Source organism: Undibacterium sp., assembly GCF_030683615.1.
Classification (GTDB): domain Bacteria; phylum Pseudomonadota; class Gammaproteobacteria; order Burkholderiales; family Burkholderiaceae_D; genus Undibacterium; species Undibacterium umbellatum.
This window is the reverse complement of sequence record NZ_JAUXQE010000021.1, coordinates 269,523-288,084: the sequence shown is the minus strand read 5'-3', so window position 1 is coordinate 288,084 and position 18,562 is coordinate 269,523. Positions and strand designations below refer to the sequence as shown.

Sequence of the window (18,562 nt, the reverse complement as noted above, 5' to 3'; positions counted from 1 at the left end):
TATGCATAGATTCATGCGTTTGCGCTTTAATCCGCAATAAAACCATCACACACTCATCTGACATGTTGCATCAACGCTTTATACTTCGGCTTTATACTCAATACTCGGCAAGCATAAAACTCATATGAAAAAGACCGCGCTGCCTGCTTTATTCGCCCTGCATATTGCGGTATTTTTATTCGGCGCTGCTGGCGTGCTGGGCAAGTCGCTGGCTGTCAGCTCCTTAATGCTGGTATTTGGGCGGACATTGTTTGCAGCCTTGTGCCTTATACCTGTGCTAACTTATCAGCGACAATTGCATTTTCGCGATATTTCAAAGGGCGTTGTCCTTTGTGGTTTTTTGCTGGCTATACACTGGCTGACTTTTTTTGCCTCACTCAATTTTGCTCCAGTTGCTTTTGGTTTGATGGGTTTTGCCAGCTTTCCTATATTTGTGGCATTGCTTGAACCCTGGTTTTTTAAAGATCAGAGGCGGGCACGCGATGCCTGGGCTGCTATATTTGTAGTTGTTGGTATGGTGGTGATGGTCAGCGCCACTTCATGGGAGGATGGTGCGCTCCATGCTTTGGGACTGGGGATATTATCCGGGTTCAGTTTCGCTTTACTGGCGATGGTGAATCGCTGGCAGGGCAGTCATATTCCTGCATTTAAACTGGCATTTCTGCAAAATGGAGTGGCCGCGGTTTTACTTCTGCCTTTGGTGTTACTGACAGGCGATCTGGCAGGCAACAGCGCACAAACCTGGTCGGGATTGATCTTGCTGGGTGCGGTGTTTACAGCTTTATCCCATGGCTTGTTCATGTTCAGTTTGCGTCATTTATCCACCAGTTTTGCCAGCATCATGACTTCGCTAGAGCCGGTGTATGGCATGTTGCTGGCATACCTGTTTTTGCGAGAAACACCGGGAATGTTTGAATTGGCTGGTGCTTCCATCATCATGGCAGCCACCGTTTATGCCAGTTATCAGCATCAGGCGCACTAATTTTGTTGGCAGCTTAGCTCTGCCTCAGTCTTTCCCGCCCTATGTATCTTTTTGGCAATTATTAACAACGGATCAGGAGTTAATGTAGGTGAAAAACCTGCCATGAGCGTTTTGTCTTTGCCAGGGGCATTGGTGTACAAAAATCCGTTAATGTGATTCTTCGTACCAAATAATATCAAGAGTATAGTAGTGCGCAACTCATGTTGTTATCGAATTGCGCACAGACTCAATTCAGACTTATTTGCTTAGGAACGGGTAATTGGCAAACCCAGGTCTTCCGTCAGGCTGATGTGCTTGGCCAGTTCCAGCTTGGCTATCGCATTCCTGTGCACTTCGTCCGGGCCATCTGCCAGACGTAAAGTACGATTGCCAGCCCATTGCGCTGCCAGCGGGAAGTCGCCAGAAACACCGCCAGCACCATGCGCCTGTATGGCCCAGTCCAGCACTTGCTGTGTGACATTGGGTGCCAATACCTTGATCATGGCAATCTCTGCCTGTGCATGCTTGTTGCCTACAGTATCCATCATGTAAGCCGCCTTTAGTGTCAGCAGACGTGCCGTGTCGATTTGTATGCGCGATTCGGCAATGCGCTCACGCCAGATACTTTGTTCTGAGATTTTCTTGCCAAAGGCGGTGCGGCTGTTCAGACGTTTGCACATTAATTCCAGCGCTCTTTCTGCGACACCGATGGCACGCATGCAGTGATGGATGCGCCCAGGGCCAAGGCGCCCCTGGGCAATCTCAAAACCCCGGCCTTCACCTAAAAGAATATTCGATGCAGGTACACGCACGTTTTCAAACAGGATTTCGCAATGACCATGTGGTGCATCGTCGTAACCAAAAACGGGAAGAGGGCGGACTACGGTAATGCCGGGAGTTTTGGCATCCACCAGTATCATCGATTGTTGTGAGTGGCGCGCAGCATTGAAATCAGTCTTGCCCATCAATATATACACGGCACAGCGCGGGTCACCAGCGCCGGAAATCCACCACTTATGGCCATTGATGACATAGTCATCGCCATCGCGGTCTATGCGGGTTTCTATATTGGTGGCGTCAGATGAGGCAACCCCAGGTTCGGTCATGGCAAAGGCAGAGCGGATTTCGCCGCGCAAGAGTGGCTCCAGCCATTGCTTTTTGTGTTCCTCACTACCATAGCGCTCTATGGTTTCCATATTGCCGGTGTCAGGTGCAGAACAGTTGAATACTTCTGGTGCCCAGCTTACACGTCCCATGATTTCGCATAGTGGCGCGTAATCCAGATTCGACAAACCTTCTGGCGCACGCACTGATTTTGGCAGGAATAAATTCCACAAACCTTGCGCACGTGCTTTTGGCTTTAAATCTTCGATAATCTGGGTGGCGATCCAGCGATTGCCTTTTTCCAGACCATTGCGGTCAATTTCTTCCTTATAGGCCTTTTCATTAGGATAAATATGTTCATCCATGAAACGCAATAGCCTGCCTTGCAAATCTTTACAGCGATCTGAGTATTCGAATTCCATATTGTCTCCAATGGTATTGTCGTTTTGCGTTGTTTTGGAACTGAGAAAATGTGCCGTCTGAATAGATGATTACTTTTTAGCGTAGCTCCAGCCCAGTTCAGCCATGGGGCGTGCTGCTTCGCCTGATTTCTTTGCCTGGGCGCTGGATGCCGTGCCATCAACATAGCGTTTCATGATGCCTTGCAAAATCCCGGCCATGCGGAACAGGTTGTAGGCCAGATAAAAATTGAAATCTTCCTGGCGTATGGTTTTACCTGTGCGTTCGCAATACTTGGCAATGTATTCCTGCTCATTCGGGATGCCCAATGCCTTGTGATCAAGACCGGCAATGCCACGGAACTGACCAGGCGTGACATGCCAGCTCATGCAATGATAAGAAAAATCAGCCAGGGGGTGGCCCAGTGTTGACAGTTCCCAATCCAGTATCGCCATGATGCGTGGCTCAGTCGGGTGGAACATCATATTGTCGAGACGGTAATCGCCGTGCACGATGCTGGTGTCATCACCAGGCGGGATATTGTGTGGCAGCCACTCAATAAGATTGTCCATCGCTTCTATCTTTTCAGTCTCGGAAGCGCGATATTGCTTGGTCCAGCGGTCTATCTGACGGGCAAAGTAGTTGCCAGGCTTGCCGTAGTCGGCCAGACCGATGGCGGTGTAGTCGACGGTGTGCAATTGCGCGATGACGCGATTCATTTCGTCATAGATTTCGCCGCGCTGAGCTGGCGTCATACCAGGCAGCGATTGATCCCAAAGCACGCGGCCATCAACAAATTCCATGACGTAAAAGGCGCGGCCTATGACATCTTCATCGGCACACAAGGCATATTGTCGAGCGGCAGGGAAGCCCGCCTTGTTCAAGGCATTCATGACCTTGAATTCACGTTCTATGGCATGGGCAGAAGGCAGCAGCTTGGCGACTGGGCCAGGTTTGGCACGCAAGACATAGCGCTGCTCGCCCGCACTGAGTTTGAAAGTGGGGTTGGACTGCCCCCCCTTGAATTGCTCGACCACCAGCTTGTCTGCCAGCGCAGCGTCAAAACCCTCAACATGCTGACGCATATAGTCTGCCAGTGCCGCCACATCAAATTTTTGACGCTCGGCCACTGGCATGGTACCCATGAATTCTTCAAACATCGGTGTCTCCCAATTGTTTCAGTTTTAGTATGATCTTACTCCTGGCACGGGTGGATGTGCTGGATGAGCTAAAACTATTCTAACTCAAATAATAGAACGTTCGTACTATTATTTGAGTTGTGGGGGAACCTGCTAGTGATGTGTTGCGTGTTTTTGATTGGGAGGCTGCTTACAGCAGATTCAACACTCCATCCAACCCCACAAAATTCAAGGCCACGTCTGCCTGTGTGCGCACTACGGGCTTGGCCCTGAATGCGACTGACAAACCAGAAATTTTCATCATCTTTAAGTCATTCGCACCGTCACCCATGACGATGGCTTGGTTGGTGGAAATACCCATCTCATTACAGACGCGTTCCACGGTTCTCTGTTTTTCATCGGCGTCAACGATGGTGCCGATGACTTTACCGGTCAGTTTGCCATCCTGGATTTCAAGTACATTGGAGTGGGTGTAATCCAGATTCAGGCGTGATTTCATGCGGTCGGTGAAGAAAGTAAAACCGCCGGATACCAGCAAAGTCTTGAGACCGGCTTGCTGTATGATATTTAGCATCTGGTCTGCGCCCAAAGACAATTGCAGTCGTTCGTCATATACACGTTGCAGGGCACTGGCATCGAGACCTTTGAGCAAGGCGACGCGACGGGTCAGGCTTTCCTGGAACTCCAGCTCACCACGCATGGCGGCCTCGGTAATTTCTGCCACTTGCGGTTTCAAACCCTGCATGTCAGCGATTTCATCGATGCATTCTATGGTGATCAGGGTTGAATCCATGTCCATGGCGACCAGCTTGAAATCTGCCAGAGTCAGTTGCTTGTCCAGAGCCGTGACATCAAGTTGGGCAGCGAAGCAGCGTTCGCGTATTGAGCTCAAAGCCTGCTCATCACATTCGGCATCATCGAGGCGCACTGCCTGGGCATTCAGTTGCACCAGTTTTGCCTTGGTCTGGCTGGCGATATTCTGGATGAGTGCAGTGTTATTGCTGAGCGTGTTGTTCAAGCCTTGTATGGTCAAATGCATGGTCGTCTCTTTTTATTCACTTATTTTATTCGCTGATTTTATTCAGTTAGTTAGTGCAGTGCCTTGATGGTAGCCTTGATCTGGGCTACGCGGCTGGCGAGGTCGGGCATGACGGCTGTGATGCGCAACTTGTCCTGACCATTGAGTTTGATGTGCTTGTTCTTTTGCACCAGCTCTATGATGCGCATGCCGTCTATCGGTGGCTTGGGTTCAAACTGCAGGGTCGCGGCTTCGCTGTGGGCGTCAATCTTGATGATGCCCAGCGGCTTGGCTGCAACGCGCAGTCTATGGGTTTCCAGTAGTGATTTGACGGGTTCTGGCAGTTTGCCAAAGCGGTCTATCATTTCTTCCTGCATGTCATCAATACCGTTGGCGTTGCTGCAGTTGGCCAATCGCTTGTAGATGGACAGACGTTCATGCACATCACCACAGAATTCATTCGGCAGCAGGGCGGGTATGTGCAAATTGATTTCTGTTGTCGTCGATAACGGTGCAGCCAGGTCAGGTTCCTTGCCATTCTTCAGGGAGCGTACCGCCTCACTAAGCATGTCAGAATACATCTGGAAACCTATCTCGTGCATTTCACCAGACTGGTTATCACCCAGCACTTCACCAGCGCCACGAATTTCCAGATCGTGCATGGCCAGGTAAAAGCCGCTACCCAGTTCTTCCATCTGCTGGATGGCCTCAAGACGGCGATTGGCTTGTTTGGTCAGACTTTGTACATCATGCACCAATAAATAGGCATAAGCCTGGTGATGCGAGCGGCCTACGCGACCGCGTAACTGATGCAACTGCGCCAGACCGAATTTGTCGGCCCTGTGCATGATGATGGTATTGGCAGTGGGGACGTCAATACCTGTTTCGATAATCGTGGTGCACAGCAAAATATTATGGCGTTGTGCCACAAAGTCACGCATGACTTTTTCCAGGTCACGCTCATGCATCTGGCCATGTGCCACGACCACACGTGCTTCTGGTAGCAGGGCTTCCAGCATGGCCTTGCGGTTTTCTATGGTCTCAACTTCATTGTGCAGGAAATACACTTGCCCGCCACGCTTCAGTTCACGTAAGCAGGCTTCGCGGATGACAGAATCATCTTCGCCGCGTACAAAAGTCTTGATCGCCAGGCGCTTTTGCGGGGCAGTGGCGATGACAGAGAAATCACGCAAGCCTTCCAGTGCCATGCCCAGGGTGCGTGGTATTGGTGTCGCGGTCAGCGTCAAGACATCGACTTCTGCACGCAAGGCCTTCAAGGCTTCTTTCTGACGCACACCAAAGCGATGTTCTTCATCAATAATCACCAAGCCAAGGCGGGAGAATTTGACATCAGCAGACAGCAGTTTATGCGTGCCAATGACGATATCCACAGTGCCATCTCCCATGCCCTTCATGGCGATACTGATTTCCTTGCCGGAACGGAAGCGCGATAATTCAGCAATTTTCACTGGCCACGCGGCAAAACGGTCGGCAAATGTCTGGGCATGTTGCTCTGCCAGCAGCGTGGTGGGTGCCAGGATGGCGACTTGCTTGCCACCCATGACGGCAACGAAGGCAGCACGCAATGCCACTTCTGTCTTGCCAAAGCCAACGTCACCGCAGATCAGCCTGTCCATGGGCTTGCCTGAAGTCATGTCGCCAATCACGGCAGTGATGGCGGCTGCCTGGTCTGGTGTTTCATCAAAACCAAAGCTGTCAGCAAAGGCTTCATAGTCGCGCGCAGAATATTCAAAGGCATGACCCTGGCGGGCCGCGCGGCGGGCATACAGGTTTAGCAGTTCGGCTGCAGTATCGCGAATTTGTTGTGCGGCTTTTTTCTTGGCTTTTTCCCACTGACCTGAGCCCAGGCTGTGCAAAGGCGCATCATCTGGCGAAGCACCGGAATAGCGGGAAATGACATGTAATTGCGATACAGGTACATACAGTTTGGTGTCTTTGGCATATTCCAGATGCAGGAATTCAGTTTCACCTTCGCCCAGATCCATGCTGATCAGGCCCATGTAGCGGCCTATGCCATGGTTGCTATGGACAACAGGATCACCAATTTTCAGTTCTGACAGGTCGCGCACCATGTGCTCGACCTGGGTGACGGCTTCCTGTTTTTTGCGGCCTATGCGTTTGCCACTGCCCGCATACAGCTCGGCTTCGGTAATAAAGGCCAGTCCATCTGCCAGCACAAAACCCGCGTGCAGAGGCGCAACGCCCAGCATCAGCTTGGTATTTGCTGTGGCAAAATCGGTATAGCCTTCGCACAGGCTCAGACGGATATCGTATTCAGTAAAATACTGCTGCAAGGTTTCACGCCGACCCAAAGTTTCGGCGCAGATCATCACGCGCTTGTCAGTTTGCAGTAGGAATGAGCGCAAGTTCGTCAATGGATCATCTGCGCGGCGATTGACAGCGATATCTGGTAGAAAACTGGACACTTCAGAGGCAGCAGCGGATTTATCTGTGGCCGCGATGGTCCAGCGCGCCAGTGGTTTCATCGCAGCAAAGAAGTCTTCATCGCGCAGAAACACGGTCTCTGGTGCCAGCACCGGGCGTTCACGGTCAGACTTTAAAAACTGGTAGCGTGAGCGAGTATCGTTCCAGAAACGTCTGATGGCATCGTCAATATCGCCGATCAGCGCAAAATGCGGCGCTTCCGGCAAGTAATCAAACAGGGTGGCAGTTTGCTCAAAGAACAGCGGCAGATAATATTCTATACCGGCTGAAGGTATGCCATTGCCTATATCCTTATAGATACTGGAGCGAGAAGGATCGCCCTCAAAGGTTTCGCGCCAGCGGCTGCGAAAGGCTGCGCGTGCCGGCTCATCCATGGGGAATTCGCGACCAGGCAACAGGCGCACCTCCGGCACAGGGTAGAGTGAACGCTGGGTATCAGCATCAAAGGTGCGTATTGTCTCTATCGTGTCGCCAAACAAATCCAGGCGGTAAGGCAGGGCCGAACCCATGGGGAACAAGTCTATCAGGCCGCCACGCACAGAATACTCACCCGGTGACATGACCTGGTTGACATGGCTATAACCTGCCAGTGTCAGCTGGGTTTTTAGCTTCGCCTCATCAAGACGGTCACCCTTTTTGAAAAAGAAGGTGTAGGCGGCCAGGAAAGAGGGCGGGGCCATGCGCAACAATGCCGTCGTTGCCGGAGCCAGCAAGACATCGCAATTGCCATTCTGGATTTCATGCAGGCTGGCCAGACGCTCAGATACCAGGTCCTGATGCGGTGAAAAGGCGTCATAGGGCAGGGTTTCCCAGTCGGGCAGCAAATGGCAGCGCAATTCTGCATTAAACCAGGGGATTTCATCCAGCAGGCGCTGGGCATCTCCAGGGTTGGCTACAAAAATGGTCAGCATGCGTTTTTCAGCCTTGAGCGCCGTCGCAGCTTGCGCCAGGGCATAAGCATCGGAAGAACCATGCAAATTGGGAAGTGCCAGTTTATGGCCAGGTTTTGCTAAGGATTTGCTGAAATCAAATGACATTGCGGCTATACATGTGGGATGCCGTAAAAGCTGCTTACGGAACAAGATACGCGGTTAAAATGAGCGCCTAATTATAAACGAAGGGGCTCTTTCATATTGGAGCAGCTTCAAGAGCTTGTGATAATCATGGAAAAACAATTGCAAGAACTTCATTTTGACGCTGAAAAGGTGGTAGATACGCCTCGCTATGTTGCGCTGATTCCTGCTGCCGGAGTGGGTTCTCGCATGGGGGCGACGACGCCGAAGCAATATATGTCAATCGGTAGCAAATCAGTATTGCAACACACTGTCGATGCCTTCCTAAAGTTTCCTAAAATACAGCATACCTATGTTCTTGTCAGCCCTGATGATGCATATGTTGATGAATATCTGGCAAAAGCAGAAAACCTGACCGTCTTGCGTTGCGGCGGTGCCAGCCGCAGGGATACAGTCAGAAATGGCTTGAGCGAACTAGCCGCTACTTTGGGTAATTCGGATTGGGTACTCGTCCACGATGCCGCCAGGCCGGGTTTGACATCCGGCCTGCTGCAGCATTTAATTGATCAGATCGCAGACAGTGCTGTCGGCGGCTTGCTGGCTTTGCCAGTAGTTGATACCGTCAAACGGGTAGAAAACGGCAAAGTCCAAACAATTCCTCGTGATGGCTTATGGCTGGCACAAACCCCGCAAATGTTCCGTTATCAGCTATTGTGCGACGCTCTGGATGCAGCAGATCAGGTCACCGATGAAGCCAGTGCTATTGAAGCTGCTGGTCACGCCCCCATACTGGTGGAAGGCCATGTGCGCAACATGAAGCTGACTCTGCCCAGCGATATGGCATTGATCGCCCAGTATTTGAATAGCCAGCCAGAATAAAGGAAGCTTGATGCAAAATAAGATGTTACCGTTCAGAATAGGTCAAGGTTATGACTGTCATGCACTGGTGCCTGGTCGCAAATTGATTATTGGTGGGGTGAGCATCCCGCACAGCACTGGTTTGCTGGGGCATTCTGATGCTGATGTGTTATTGCACGCGATTACCGATGCACTGTTTGGATCTGTAGCCCTGGGTGATATAGGCAAGCATTTCCCGGATACCGATACACGCTTTGCCGGTGCCGATTCGCGCGTTTTATTGCGTGAAACCGTCAAGCGTATTCATGCTGCCGGGTATGAGGTGGGTAATCTGGATGCCACCATCATTGCCCAGGCACCCAAGATGGCACCGCATATTACAGGCATGGTGGCAAATATCGCAGAGGACATGCAGGTAAATATCAACCAGGTCAATATCAAGGCAAAAACCAATGAACGCCTGGGTTACCTGGGCAGGGAAGAAGGCATAGCTGCAGAAGCCGTGGTACTGGTTTTTCCGCGAATTAGCAACTAAACTCCAACTAAACTAAGAATGTTCCATCAAGGAGAAAAAATATGAAACAAGAGCAATTGAAACATCTGCTGGGTCTGCTGCATCAAGAACTGGCGAACACTGAAGAAGTTGACGACGAGCTAAAATCCTTGCTGGAGAAATTGAACGAGGATATCCGGCATGTTCTGGCAACAACACAAGATCATGATGACCCTGTATTCGCCGCCCTGAGTGAAAGATCGCAAGCCCTGTCGGCAAAATTTGCAGCGCAACATCCAAAACTGGAGCCAGCCTTACGTGAGTTGGGTACCATGCTTGAAAAAATTGGTGTTTGATCGAAAACTTATTAAGCTTGCTTCGCTTTAAAAACCGCCGCCGGCGGTTTTTTTATTGCCTAATGGAAAACTGAGTCGCAATAAAACCAAGTTAAGTTCCCTGCATCTATCGAAGAGAGAGGATTTTGAGCTTTGAGATAGACGAACAAAGATATCAAACATCAAAAAAATAAAGAACGGCTCTGCTACAATACACGGTTAGCCTATTGAAACGGGTGCTTGTCGGCTATATATGTCTGGGGTACCTGAGTCACTCATTTCAATCTTGTCGCAGTAATGCGCAATTACTCTATTTATTTGTCATGCAAATCACACAAAATACCGCTGTCACTTTGAATTACACTATGTTCAGTGCTGAGGGCGAGGTCATCGACCAGAATCAGCAGCCCATCGTTTATTTGCATGGTGGATATGATAATATTTTGCCTGCAGTTGAGGCCGCGCTGGATGGCAAAGCCGTGGGCGACAAAGTTTCCGTGACTTTGGCACCAGAAGATGGTTTTGGCGAATTTGATCCAGAATTTGTGCGTGAAGAAGATATCAGCGCTTTCCCTCCTGATATTGAAGTGGGCATGATGTTTGAAACACGTGAGCCAGAAACTGGTGAAACCATGCAGTTCCGCGTTACTGCAATCGATGCAGGCGTGGTCACTGTAGATGGTAACCATCCTCTGGCTGGCATGACCATACGTTTTGATGCAGAAGTGCTGGAAGTTCGTGAAGCTACTGATGAAGAAGTTGTACACGGTCATGTGCATGGCGAACACGGTCATCACCATTAATATGCATCCACAGGACTAGTTGATTCTGGCTTACTCCTGCATAGGGGAATCCATGCAAATGGGTTCCCTTGTTCTTCGCTGCTGATCTGCAGTATCAATTCAAGTCCGAGTGCAAGCCAAAGGTGTGTATGAAAGACTATTATTTTATTCTCGGTATTGCCACCAATGCGAGTCTGGCAGACGTCAAGAAGGCGTTTCGTCAAAAGGCAGCAGAGTTTCATCCAGACAGGAATGATTCTGAACTGGCGCCGGAAAAATTCCATGCGGTCAAAGAAGCTTACGATGTTTTATCGGACGAAGCTGCCCGTACGGCCTATGATGAAAATCGCAGGCGCAATTTGCTGGATTCTCCTATCGAGACAGCAACCGAAATCTGGAAAAATTATTTATCAGGAGTATTGCAGTGAAATTGTCGCGTTTTTTTGAAGATATTATTCCGCTCTATAAGGCTGAATTGGATGATTTGAAATCCGATTCCGAGGGCAAAAACGTGCTCAAAGCCAGATTGCGCGAAAAGGCAGAACAATTGCCTATGTTGTTGCCGATGATGGCAAGCAATCCTGAAATGTTGGCAGTGGCTTTTCATGAGGGTTTCATCTTCATGAATCCACTGACAATGGAGTCATTGATTACCAAAGAAGCAGGCAAATTCCCTTCCTGGAGAACCCTTTCCGCAGCAGTCAAGCTGGAACCATGGGCTGAGCCCTTGAGCCGCATCGTTCTGAAAGACCCGGATGGCGAAGCGTTTCTGGTTACGGCTGCAGCGCTGGAATATCTGAACCGTAGCAACACCACGCGCAAGGCTGGAACCAGCGCAGCAGTTGGCGCTGACGAGGACGAAGATAAGGAAGCCAATGAGGAAAATGAAGAACTGAAAGAGCATGGCGATCTTGACGGCCAGTACGGCAGACATGGTCGCGATGACGGTGATGATGGTGATGATTATGATCTGGGCGAAGCCGGTGCGGACTGGTTGGCTGAGCAAGGTTTTGACCGCAAAGAATAGGAGTACAGATGAATTATCCTGCATTAATCGAAGCCCAAAGCCTGGTCAAGGCGGGTGATATTGCCGGTGCTGAACATGCACTGGCCAACCTTGCAGAAACCGAAGGCGACAAAGCACTGGTAGCAGCTCTGGATGAATTCCCTGCCAAGGATCTGCTGGCGATTATTCGTGAATACGATGCATCCAAAGAGTCTTTGGTGAATCTGCTGGTCACGCCTGAACAATTTGCCCAGGCAGTAGTGCTTGAACGTCGCTATGGCGACCAGACCCATGAGCAATTGCGTGGCATGGTCAATTCCGTCATCTTCCGCGAGGGCGCTGATCCGGCAGAATTCTTGTATGAAATCGCGGAAGTGGAGGGCGGCTATGATGCACTTGTCGATTATCTGTTGGACAGGGCGCAAATGGTGGAGCATTTCTACCGTTATGCGACTTTCGATTTGTATGAGTACGGTGACGACAATAAAACGCAAGCGCGGGATGATGATTTACTCAATCTGACTCGCGACACCGAGAGCCTGGCCTCTCCTTTGGATATGGCAAATCTGGAAGACCATGACTGGATGCAGGTGACCTACCTCCTGCGTTATGAGTTGCCAGAAATTTTCCGCGAAGTGTTGATGAAATTACGTGCACGTTACAAGGCTTACCAGGCAAGTCTGGCACAAGATGAATTATTGGAAGGCGGCGAGGGCAGTGCTGAAGAAGAGCAGGAAGAGCGTCCTAAAAATAATGATGATGGCGACGATAAGGATGATGACGAAGAGTCTGCCTTGTAATTGTTGATGTTATTTTGATGCACGTGGCAGGCAGGAGTTTTTCTGCCTGCCTATCAATTCCATAGCCTGTCTTTATTCTGGTGTTTATGCCTGAAAATACTTTTGAAATTGCCCTGCTTGATAATCGCCCCTATTTTGAATCGGCGCTGCGTTATGGCGTACAAAAGGCGATAATCTCCACCAGCAAGATTGCTGCGATTGAGGCGGAAGCCCCAAAAGGCATGGTGCAAATAGCGGATGCTTTCGGTAGTAAATATCTGCGCCCTGAAATTGAAGCGGCACGCAAACGTATCGTTAATCTTGCCAGCCTGTATCTGATCGAGACCACCAAGGGTGACCTTGAACTGGCTGCCAAGATGATACGCGACAATACCTTTTTGACTTTGTCGCGCGGTGGCTCAGGTTTGCTGAAAGCATTGTTTGCCATGCCAGAATACGCCTTGCTGGGGCATGAAGCCAAAGGTAAGGTAGAGGATTTTCTGGAAGCCTGGTCACTCAAAGAAAAGCCAATTGAGTACAGGAACACGCTCGAGCACCGGCAGATGAATGCGCTGGAAATCGAGGCGGGCTACTGGTTTGGTGAAGAGCTGGGCTTGTCTGCGAGTTACTTGAAAGAAGAAGATGTAGAGGCGGTGTCAGTAGTGCGCACCGCCTTATTGCTGCAAATGTTTGGCAAGCCTGAGGCGACATTGCAAAACCAGGTGGAGTTTGCCAGCCTGATCGACGCTATCCGCGCATATTCCGCGGCAAAGTTGAAAAAAGCATTGTCTGCCATTGATCTGGCTGATATCCCTGAGAAATTTCATTCCATTGTTGAGCGCATACTGGGCGAGATCAAATCCCATGATCTGCCGCGCCTGCAAGATAAATCAGCTTCTCTCGACAAGCTGGTGTATGAACTCAAGGACCGCTATTATTTGCGCGACCATGAAGTCGAAGACACTTCTGAATACGATGCCCTGGTATCCAAGGAGTGGACGAAATTGACCAAGGGGAAAACCGATATCGATTCTTTGCTGACTTTGTTTGTCTGTATCGTAGGTGGCATTACACCTAAAACGATATTGCCAGAAAAAACGGCAAAAAGCCTGGTGAAAAAATTTCGTGATGAAGGATTTAATCCTGAACTGGCAACAGACTGGATTAAAACAGCAGCACCTCACGAAAAGCAGGAAGGCTTGCTGGAAGACTGGAATAATTTCGTGGAAGAGGCCGGTAATTATTTAATGGATGACTGGGATACCAATTACACTGGCGCCATGCGCTTTCTGGATGCAAATTGTCATATTCAAAAACCAGCAAAAAAATAATTGTCGTGCTTGATCAAATTCCAGGCGCAATTTGATCCAGCGAACTTTTACATGGTCGACTCACTTGCAGAAGACCGTATCAAGTGGATATCCTGTGACTGAATTTGCAGGCACTATTTCAGGCCGCTCCTGGCAGTTGTACCATTTTGCAATTCTGGATGTTCATTGAGCAACTGCCCCTGCATGGCAGTGATGCGGCGTAATTTCTCTTCTCCTTTGGCAAGCTCTTCTGGTGCGATACCCATGTCGCGTGCACGGGCAATAGCTTCGCGCAGACGTGGTATTTCTTCATCTGCAGCAAGTACATAAGCCGCATACAGTCGTGCGTTTTGTCTCGCTTCATATTGCTGGTAGGCTTTTGGGTCAGCCAGTTCAGCAGCCGTAGGCATTTCCTGGGTGACCAGGCTACGGGCTATCGGTGGTGTGCGAGGATCGCCCTCACGTGTAGCAGCTAGGCTCTGAACGGCAGAAATTTCTGGCCCTGTGTGTAGCAAGGGTACGAATTTTCTTTCATCGGTTCGTTCCGGAAATGGTGGCGGCCATGTAGCCGTGCGCATGTTTTCCGGCGGACCCAACTTACTGGTGCTGGAGGATGGTGCTGCCGTTTGCTGCCGGGTTTGAGTATCGTCAGCTTGCGGCCACAATTGCCAGATCATCAGCCCTGTCGTTACTGCAATTACAATTGCGATGAGTATGCTTTTCATCGTTGCCCCACCTCGCTGGTTGATTAATTAAGCAATGCCGCCTGGTTAATCTCAATTTTCGCGCTCTTTCGTAGTTGCGCCTGCAAAGAAGATAGCTGGCGAATGGCTTTCTCTTGTGCTATAGCCCGGCTCGCCAGATAGCGTACAGTCTCTGAAGCTGGGTCCTGATAGCCGTCATTGCGTTTTTCTACTAGAACGATTTCCCAATGAGCCGTCTCGTTGGGTGCGACAGCAGTGCGAATCGGTGGTGATACTTTGCCAGGCTCTTGCATGTAGGCCAATTGCTCCAGCCAGGACAATTGTCCCCGATGTGCGATGAGCCCCATGTTGCCGCCTTGCTGTGCATCAGGCGCTGTTGAGTATTGTTTTGCGAGGCTGGCGAAATTGGCTCCCTGGCGCGCCATTTCGCTGACCTGGCGAGCTTGCGCCTCATTATCCAGGCGTATATGACGTGCTTTGACCGAGACAATTCGCTTGAACTCTTCCTTATGGCTATGAAAATAAGCCTGCACCTCTTTGGGCTTCACTTCTGCTGCGAGCTGATTCAACAGCCTGCTTTCAGAATCGGTATCCGCACCTATGCCATGCAGGCTCATGACGGCCTGGACCGTATTTTTCTCTTGCAATGCTCTTCTCAGATCACTAAGCGCAGACTCTCCAAAGCGCTGACGCGCCCAGTCAAGCACATACAAATTGGCGAGATAAAGCTGGGCTTGCTGGCGAATGAAATCACGGTTGCGGTTGAAAAATTCCACTCGCCCTTGCACATTCTGGCGGCGGAATACGGCATACAAGCTGATGCTGCTGGCTGCTGCAAAGTTGCTGCGCAAGACAAGTACATGAGTCGCTGCCGTTTGTTGAGTTGGGTTCAGACTATAGTCGAGCATAATCCTGTTTCTGGCGCCAAACACGGCGCTCAACTGGTCTTCATCCAGCTTGCCGTGTTCCTGAATTAGCGCATCCAATCTTCGGCCAGGAAGTTTGCTGATGGCAGTTTCCAGGTCTTTGCGATAAACGGTGCGCAAATAACCACTGAGCTGGTTGTCCAGCATCACATCAGGTTCAAACGCAACTCGCCTGGATGCTTGCAGTTCTTCTTCGGCAAATTTCTCACGCGCATCTTCTGCGAGCAAACGATTACTGAGGATGTTATCGAGGATGTCGGCGCGCACGGTTTTTGGCTTCTCCAGTTGTGCCATCTGGGTAAGTACTTCCAGTGTCAGTTTGTGGACAGGAGTACCATTCAGATGTGCAACCAGTTCTGGCTGATGTGCAATCTGGTTCGCTGCCACTTCAGGAGCAATGTCCACTGCAGTGGCAGGGGCGGACATTGCCACGCACAGTACAGACAGGCAATTCTTGATAAAGGTGAGGCTCATTTTTAATCGCAAGCTGATGCCTGGTCTGTACATGGTCAACCTCAGCTATTCAGGCGGTTGGCGGCACGGTTCAGTACGTGAACCATCATGGCAATCGCGTGTGGTACTACCATGCGCCCAACACGGATACGGTCATTCTGATCAGTTGAGGAAAGCACGATGCCGCCATTTTGATAAGAATAAGTGCCGCCCTGTGTCAACAATTGGCGGATGTCAGTGGCATTGGGTGCCAATGGCGTGAAGTCGGCCATAGCTGCGTTGACCAGGGCAGGGTCATTCAAGTTCTGGCTGTAGTAATAGCTGTTGACCCATTGCTCCCATCCAGAGTGATTACGGGCCGAGGTGGTCCAGGTATGATGTGGCTGCAGCAAGTCGGTCGAATGCATGACAAAACCCAGACTTTGCAGACTGGGGCTGCTGAGGAATTGCTGGAACCAGTATTGCGCCAGATTATCGATAGGCTGGAAAGGGATTTTTTCAAAATCGGCATATTGGCTGGGCGTAGAATAACCACCATGGCGGTAATGCGCTTCCGTTATGCCATAGCTGTTGTACTTGCTACTGTCGCCAAACCAGCCCTTCATGCCGCCAGGGCCATCATCCAGATAATCACCAACCAGCCAGGACGCCGCCAGATTGTCTACATCGCCGGCCACAGTAAGCTTGGCATAGTTATAGCCGCCAAAAGGATTGCCATGTACATCAGGGCCTGAGGTGTGGTTTTGGAAATGCCAGTAAGACGTGTATTTGACGATGCTTTGTGCAGCGCCCCAGACAGGTGCTAACTGGCAATTGCCGGTGGTGGCGCCGCAGATGTAGGTGTCGGCGAAATCATCGACATCGTACGCCCCCTGACCCATGGCAGTGGCAAACTGCTCTACGGTATACCCAGCGCGAGCCAGGCCACTTGCCAGCGCCTTATAGTTGGTTTTGTCTGGGTTGTTTTTCATGAAGTTCACCGCGTCTATGGCGATGCGACGATGGGTCTCTTGCTGGAAGGCATGTACTGGAGTGAGGCTGCAAAGCAAGGCAGCTACGGCCGCCAGTTTGAAAACGGATTTCATGGAACGTCCTTCAGGTTTGGTTATAAAAGGAGCGAAACTTGGACCGCTGAAATGGGCGCTGCGACAAACTCATACCGTGGGACATGAGCAGGGAGTCGCAGCAAGTATGCAAAGACAGTGGAAGTTAAATAATTTCAGCGAATTAGCTTTTTAACATGGACGGAAACGGCGGCATTACTGTTTTTTCTAGAATGCGACCTCTAGTTTTTCGTAATCAATATGTCATTTTTTGTGCGTAGATATAAGAAAAAACTATCTTTTCTGGCTGCTGATGCAAACTTTGGAATGCATGCAGTGTGAGGCGGCGTCAGGCGGAATAAGGGGAATGGCTGAATTGTCAATCCATTGGAGTTCGGCAGGGGCTTACGCGAAGGATTGTATTGGGCGGGGTATAAGGGGATGAAAACTTCAAAAATCGCGGATAGTGATGTTGTTAATAAGTAACGGCGGGATCTGCAGGGACTTGCCATCTTTTTATTTCAGAAGATGACAAGTCCCATGTATGCACACTACAAACTTAATTCCAATACCTGACGACTGACATCCAGCGTCACATCACGTTTTTCACCCAGGCCGACCATACGGTGGGTTTCCAGTGCTGATAGAATAGGCGCAATATCATCGCTGCCAAGCTGATAGTCGCTGAGACGGGTTTTGACGCCCATCTGCTCAAAGTAATCCTGCATGCGGCTGATGGCTGTTTCTATACGGCTGTCTTCGTCACCATCATGCAAGCCCCAGACGCGTTCTGCAAACTGCAGTAACTTTGCCCGCTTGCTTTCCTTGCGTACCCGCAGCATACTGGGCAGCACTATAGCCAGGGTTTGGGCGTGGTCGATGTTATGCAAGGCTGTCAGTTCATGGCCTATCATATGCGTTGCCCAGTCTTGTGGTACACCAGTCGAGATCATGCCATTCAGGGCCATGGTGGCGCACCACATGAGATTGGCGCGTACGTCATAATCTTCTGGGTTCGCCAGGGCTTTCGGGCCTTCTTCTATCAGTGTCAGCAGCAGGCCTTCGGCAAATCTGTCTTGCACTGGTGAATTCACCGGGTAAGTCAGGTATTGTTCCATGACGTGGACAAAGGCATCAACAGCGCCGTTGCCTATCTGGCGTACTGGCAAAGTATATGTTTTGGTCGGGTCCAATACTGAGAATTGTGGGAAGCAGTGGCGGCTGGAGAAAGCCATTTTTGCCTTGATGGATTTGCGGGTAACAACGCCGCCATTATTCATTTCTGAACCAGTGGCTGGCAAGGTCAGTACACTGCCAAATGGCATGGCCTTAGTCACGTTGCTGCCGCGTTTTTCCATGATAACCCAGGGATCATCACCTTCAAACAAGGCTGCTGCGGCGATGAACTTAGTGCCGTCAATGACAGAGCCGCCGCCAACTGCAAGTAAAAAATCGATCTTGTTTTGTTTGATGAGATCGACGGCCTTCATCAGGGTTTCATAGCTGGGGTTTGGCTCTATACCAGTAAATTCGGTGACTTTGCGTGTGCTAAGTGCCGCAATGACTTCATCATAAACACCATTTTGTTTGATGCTGCCACCACCATACAGCATCAGCACATGGGCTTCGGCTGGAATGGCTTTGTTCAGGTCGGCTATGCGCCCTTTACCAAACAGGATTTGTGTTGGGTTATAAAAATCAAAATTCAGCATATGCATTCCTCCAGAAAGAAGACATCTTAGCGCAAATAGAAAAAATCGACCGGTCGTGCAC

Annotated in this window: 18 protein-coding genes; 10 read left to right on the top strand and 8 right to left on the bottom strand. The window is 50.2% G+C overall.

What is annotated here, in order from left to right:
- Positions 1-124 precede the first annotated feature (124 nt).
- Positions 125-982 (top strand): DMT family transporter, encoded by an 858-nt coding sequence (locus Q8K39_RS10840; RefSeq protein ID WP_305260074.1) that lies wholly within the window; start codon positions 125-127, stop codon positions 980-982.
- 245 nt (positions 983-1,227) lie between these two features.
- Here Q8K39_RS10840 and Q8K39_RS10835 read toward each other — a convergent pair whose 3' ends face one another.
- The 4 genes from Q8K39_RS10835 to mfd all read right to left on the bottom strand — a co-directional run bounded on the left by Q8K39_RS10835 (position 1,228) and on the right by mfd (position 8,124).
- Positions 1,228-2,487, bottom strand: a complete 1,260-nt coding sequence (locus tag Q8K39_RS10835; protein WP_305260073.1) for an acyl-CoA dehydrogenase family protein — start codon at positions 2,485-2,487, stop codon at positions 1,228-1,230.
- Positions 2,488-2,556: 69 nt separating this feature from the next.
- The gene (locus tag Q8K39_RS10830) at positions 2,557-3,624 is read right to left on the bottom strand and encodes a phosphotransferase (protein WP_305260071.1); all 1,068 of its coding nucleotides are present in this window, start codon (positions 3,622-3,624) and stop codon (positions 2,557-2,559) included.
- A 169-nt stretch (positions 3,625-3,793) separates the two neighbouring features.
- Positions 3,794-4,642, bottom strand: a complete 849-nt coding sequence (serB, locus tag Q8K39_RS10825; protein WP_305260070.1) for a phosphoserine phosphatase SerB — start codon at positions 4,640-4,642, stop codon at positions 3,794-3,796.
- A gap of 50 nt (positions 4,643-4,692) precedes the next feature.
- Positions 4,693-8,124, bottom strand: coding sequence for a transcription-repair coupling factor (mfd, locus tag Q8K39_RS10820; protein WP_305260068.1), 3,432 nt, complete (start codon positions 8,122-8,124; stop codon positions 4,693-4,695).
- 126 nt (positions 8,125-8,250) lie between these two features.
- Here mfd and ispD point away from each other — a divergent pair, with 126 nt between their 5' ends.
- The 8 genes from ispD to Q8K39_RS10780 all read left to right on the top strand — a co-directional run bounded on the left by ispD (position 8,251) and on the right by Q8K39_RS10780 (position 13,684).
- A complete protein-coding gene (gene ispD / locus Q8K39_RS10815; protein ID WP_305260066.1) occupies positions 8,251-8,979 on the top strand; it encodes a 2-C-methyl-D-erythritol 4-phosphate cytidylyltransferase in 729 nt (242 codons plus the stop codon).
- 10 nt (positions 8,980-8,989) lie between these two features.
- The gene (ispF, locus tag Q8K39_RS10810) at positions 8,990-9,493 is read left to right on the top strand and encodes a 2-C-methyl-D-erythritol 2,4-cyclodiphosphate synthase (protein WP_305260064.1); all 504 of its coding nucleotides are present in this window, start codon (positions 8,990-8,992) and stop codon (positions 9,491-9,493) included.
- Between the two features lie 41 nt (positions 9,494-9,534).
- Positions 9,535-9,807, top strand: coding sequence for a DUF4404 family protein (locus Q8K39_RS10805; RefSeq protein ID WP_186951342.1), 273 nt, complete (start codon positions 9,535-9,537; stop codon positions 9,805-9,807).
- A gap of 302 nt (positions 9,808-10,109) precedes the next feature.
- Positions 10,110-10,589 (top strand): peptidylprolyl isomerase, encoded by a 480-nt coding sequence (locus Q8K39_RS10800; RefSeq protein WP_305260061.1) that lies wholly within the window; start codon positions 10,110-10,112, stop codon positions 10,587-10,589.
- Between the two features lie 128 nt (positions 10,590-10,717).
- Entirely contained in the window at positions 10,718-10,996 is a 279-nt protein-coding gene (locus tag Q8K39_RS10795) for a DnaJ domain-containing protein (RefSeq protein WP_305260060.1), read from the top strand.
- Entirely contained in the window at positions 10,993-11,595 is a 603-nt protein-coding gene (locus Q8K39_RS10790) for a hypothetical protein (RefSeq protein ID WP_305260059.1), read from the top strand. Before Q8K39_RS10795 ends, Q8K39_RS10790 begins: the two co-directional genes overlap by 4 nt.
- 8 nt (positions 11,596-11,603) lie before the next feature.
- A complete protein-coding gene (locus Q8K39_RS10785; RefSeq protein WP_186951345.1) occupies positions 11,604-12,374 on the top strand; it encodes a hypothetical protein in 771 nt (256 codons plus the stop codon).
- Positions 12,375-12,460: 86 nt separating this feature from the next.
- Positions 12,461-13,684: a hypothetical protein gene (locus Q8K39_RS10780; protein ID WP_305260056.1), complete on the top strand. Its 1,224-nt coding sequence runs from the start codon at positions 12,461-12,463 to the stop codon at positions 13,682-13,684.
- Between the two features lie 113 nt (positions 13,685-13,797).
- Here Q8K39_RS10780 and Q8K39_RS10775 read toward each other — a convergent pair whose 3' ends face one another.
- From Q8K39_RS10775 to Q8K39_RS10765, 3 genes are read right to left on the bottom strand one after another with little or no spacing between them, the layout of a single operon-like run.
- Positions 13,798-14,388 carry a hypothetical protein gene (locus tag Q8K39_RS10775; protein ID WP_305260054.1) on the bottom strand — a complete coding sequence of 197 codons (591 nt, stop codon included), beginning with the start codon at positions 14,386-14,388 and terminating at the stop codon, positions 13,798-13,800.
- Between the two features lie 23 nt (positions 14,389-14,411).
- Positions 14,412-15,767 (bottom strand): peptidylprolyl isomerase, encoded by a 1,356-nt coding sequence (locus Q8K39_RS10770; protein ID WP_305260052.1) that lies wholly within the window; start codon positions 15,765-15,767, stop codon positions 14,412-14,414.
- Positions 15,768-15,808: 41 nt separating this feature from the next.
- The gene (locus Q8K39_RS10765; protein ID WP_305260050.1) at positions 15,809-16,831 is read right to left on the bottom strand and encodes a phospholipase; all 1,023 of its coding nucleotides are present in this window, start codon (positions 16,829-16,831) and stop codon (positions 15,809-15,811) included.
- Here Q8K39_RS10765 and Q8K39_RS10760 point away from each other — a divergent pair.
- Entirely contained in the window at positions 16,830-16,985 is a 156-nt protein-coding gene (locus tag Q8K39_RS10760) for a hypothetical protein (RefSeq protein ID WP_305260049.1), read from the top strand. The two genes, Q8K39_RS10765 and Q8K39_RS10760, sit on opposite strands and share 2 nt — an antisense overlap.
- Before the next feature lie 355 nt (positions 16,986-17,340).
- On the opposite strand, the gene Q8K39_RS10755 is transcribed toward Q8K39_RS10760, so the two are convergent.
- Positions 17,341-18,501, bottom strand: a complete 1,161-nt coding sequence (locus Q8K39_RS10755) for an iron-containing alcohol dehydrogenase (RefSeq protein ID WP_305260047.1) — start codon at positions 18,499-18,501, stop codon at positions 17,341-17,343.
- Positions 18,502-18,562: the final 61 nt, after the last annotated feature.

Coding starts and splice junctions, on each gene's coding strand:
- Q8K39_RS10840 (WP_305260074.1), top strand. CDS start 125: ATGAAAAAGACCGCGCTGCCTGCTTTATTCGCCCTGCATATTGCGGTA.
- Q8K39_RS10835 (WP_305260073.1), bottom strand. CDS start 2,487: ATGGAATTCGAATACTCAGATCGCTGTAAAGATTTGCAAGGCAGGCTA.
- Q8K39_RS10830 (WP_305260071.1), bottom strand. CDS start 3,624: ATGTTTGAAGAATTCATGGGTACCATGCCAGTGGCCGAGCGTCAAAAA.
- serB (WP_305260070.1), bottom strand. CDS start 4,642: ATGCATTTGACCATACAAGGCTTGAACAACACGCTCAGCAATAACACT.
- mfd (WP_305260068.1), bottom strand. CDS start 8,124: ATGTCATTTGATTTCAGCAAATCCTTAGCAAAACCTGGCCATAAACTG.
- ispD (WP_305260066.1), top strand. CDS start 8,251: ATGGAAAAACAATTGCAAGAACTTCATTTTGACGCTGAAAAGGTGGTA.
- ispF (WP_305260064.1), top strand. CDS start 8,990: ATGCAAAATAAGATGTTACCGTTCAGAATAGGTCAAGGTTATGACTGT.
- Q8K39_RS10805 (WP_186951342.1), top strand. CDS start 9,535: ATGAAACAAGAGCAATTGAAACATCTGCTGGGTCTGCTGCATCAAGAA.
- Q8K39_RS10800 (WP_305260061.1), top strand. CDS start 10,110: ATGCAAATCACACAAAATACCGCTGTCACTTTGAATTACACTATGTTC.
- Q8K39_RS10795 (WP_305260060.1), top strand. CDS start 10,718: ATGAAAGACTATTATTTTATTCTCGGTATTGCCACCAATGCGAGTCTG.
- Q8K39_RS10785 (WP_186951345.1), top strand. CDS start 11,604: ATGAATTATCCTGCATTAATCGAAGCCCAAAGCCTGGTCAAGGCGGGT.
- Q8K39_RS10780 (WP_305260056.1), top strand. CDS start 12,461: ATGCCTGAAAATACTTTTGAAATTGCCCTGCTTGATAATCGCCCCTAT.
- Q8K39_RS10775 (WP_305260054.1), bottom strand. CDS start 14,388: ATGAAAAGCATACTCATCGCAATTGTAATTGCAGTAACGACAGGGCTG.
- Q8K39_RS10770 (WP_305260052.1), bottom strand. CDS start 15,767: ATGAGCCTCACCTTTATCAAGAATTGCCTGTCTGTACTGTGCGTGGCA.
- Q8K39_RS10760 (WP_305260049.1), top strand. CDS start 16,830: ATGGAACGTCCTTCAGGTTTGGTTATAAAAGGAGCGAAACTTGGACCG.
- Q8K39_RS10765 (WP_305260050.1), bottom strand. CDS start 16,831: ATGAAATCCGTTTTCAAACTGGCGGCCGTAGCTGCCTTGCTTTGCAGC.
- Q8K39_RS10755 (WP_305260047.1), bottom strand. CDS start 18,501: ATGCTGAATTTTGATTTTTATAACCCAACACAAATCCTGTTTGGTAAA.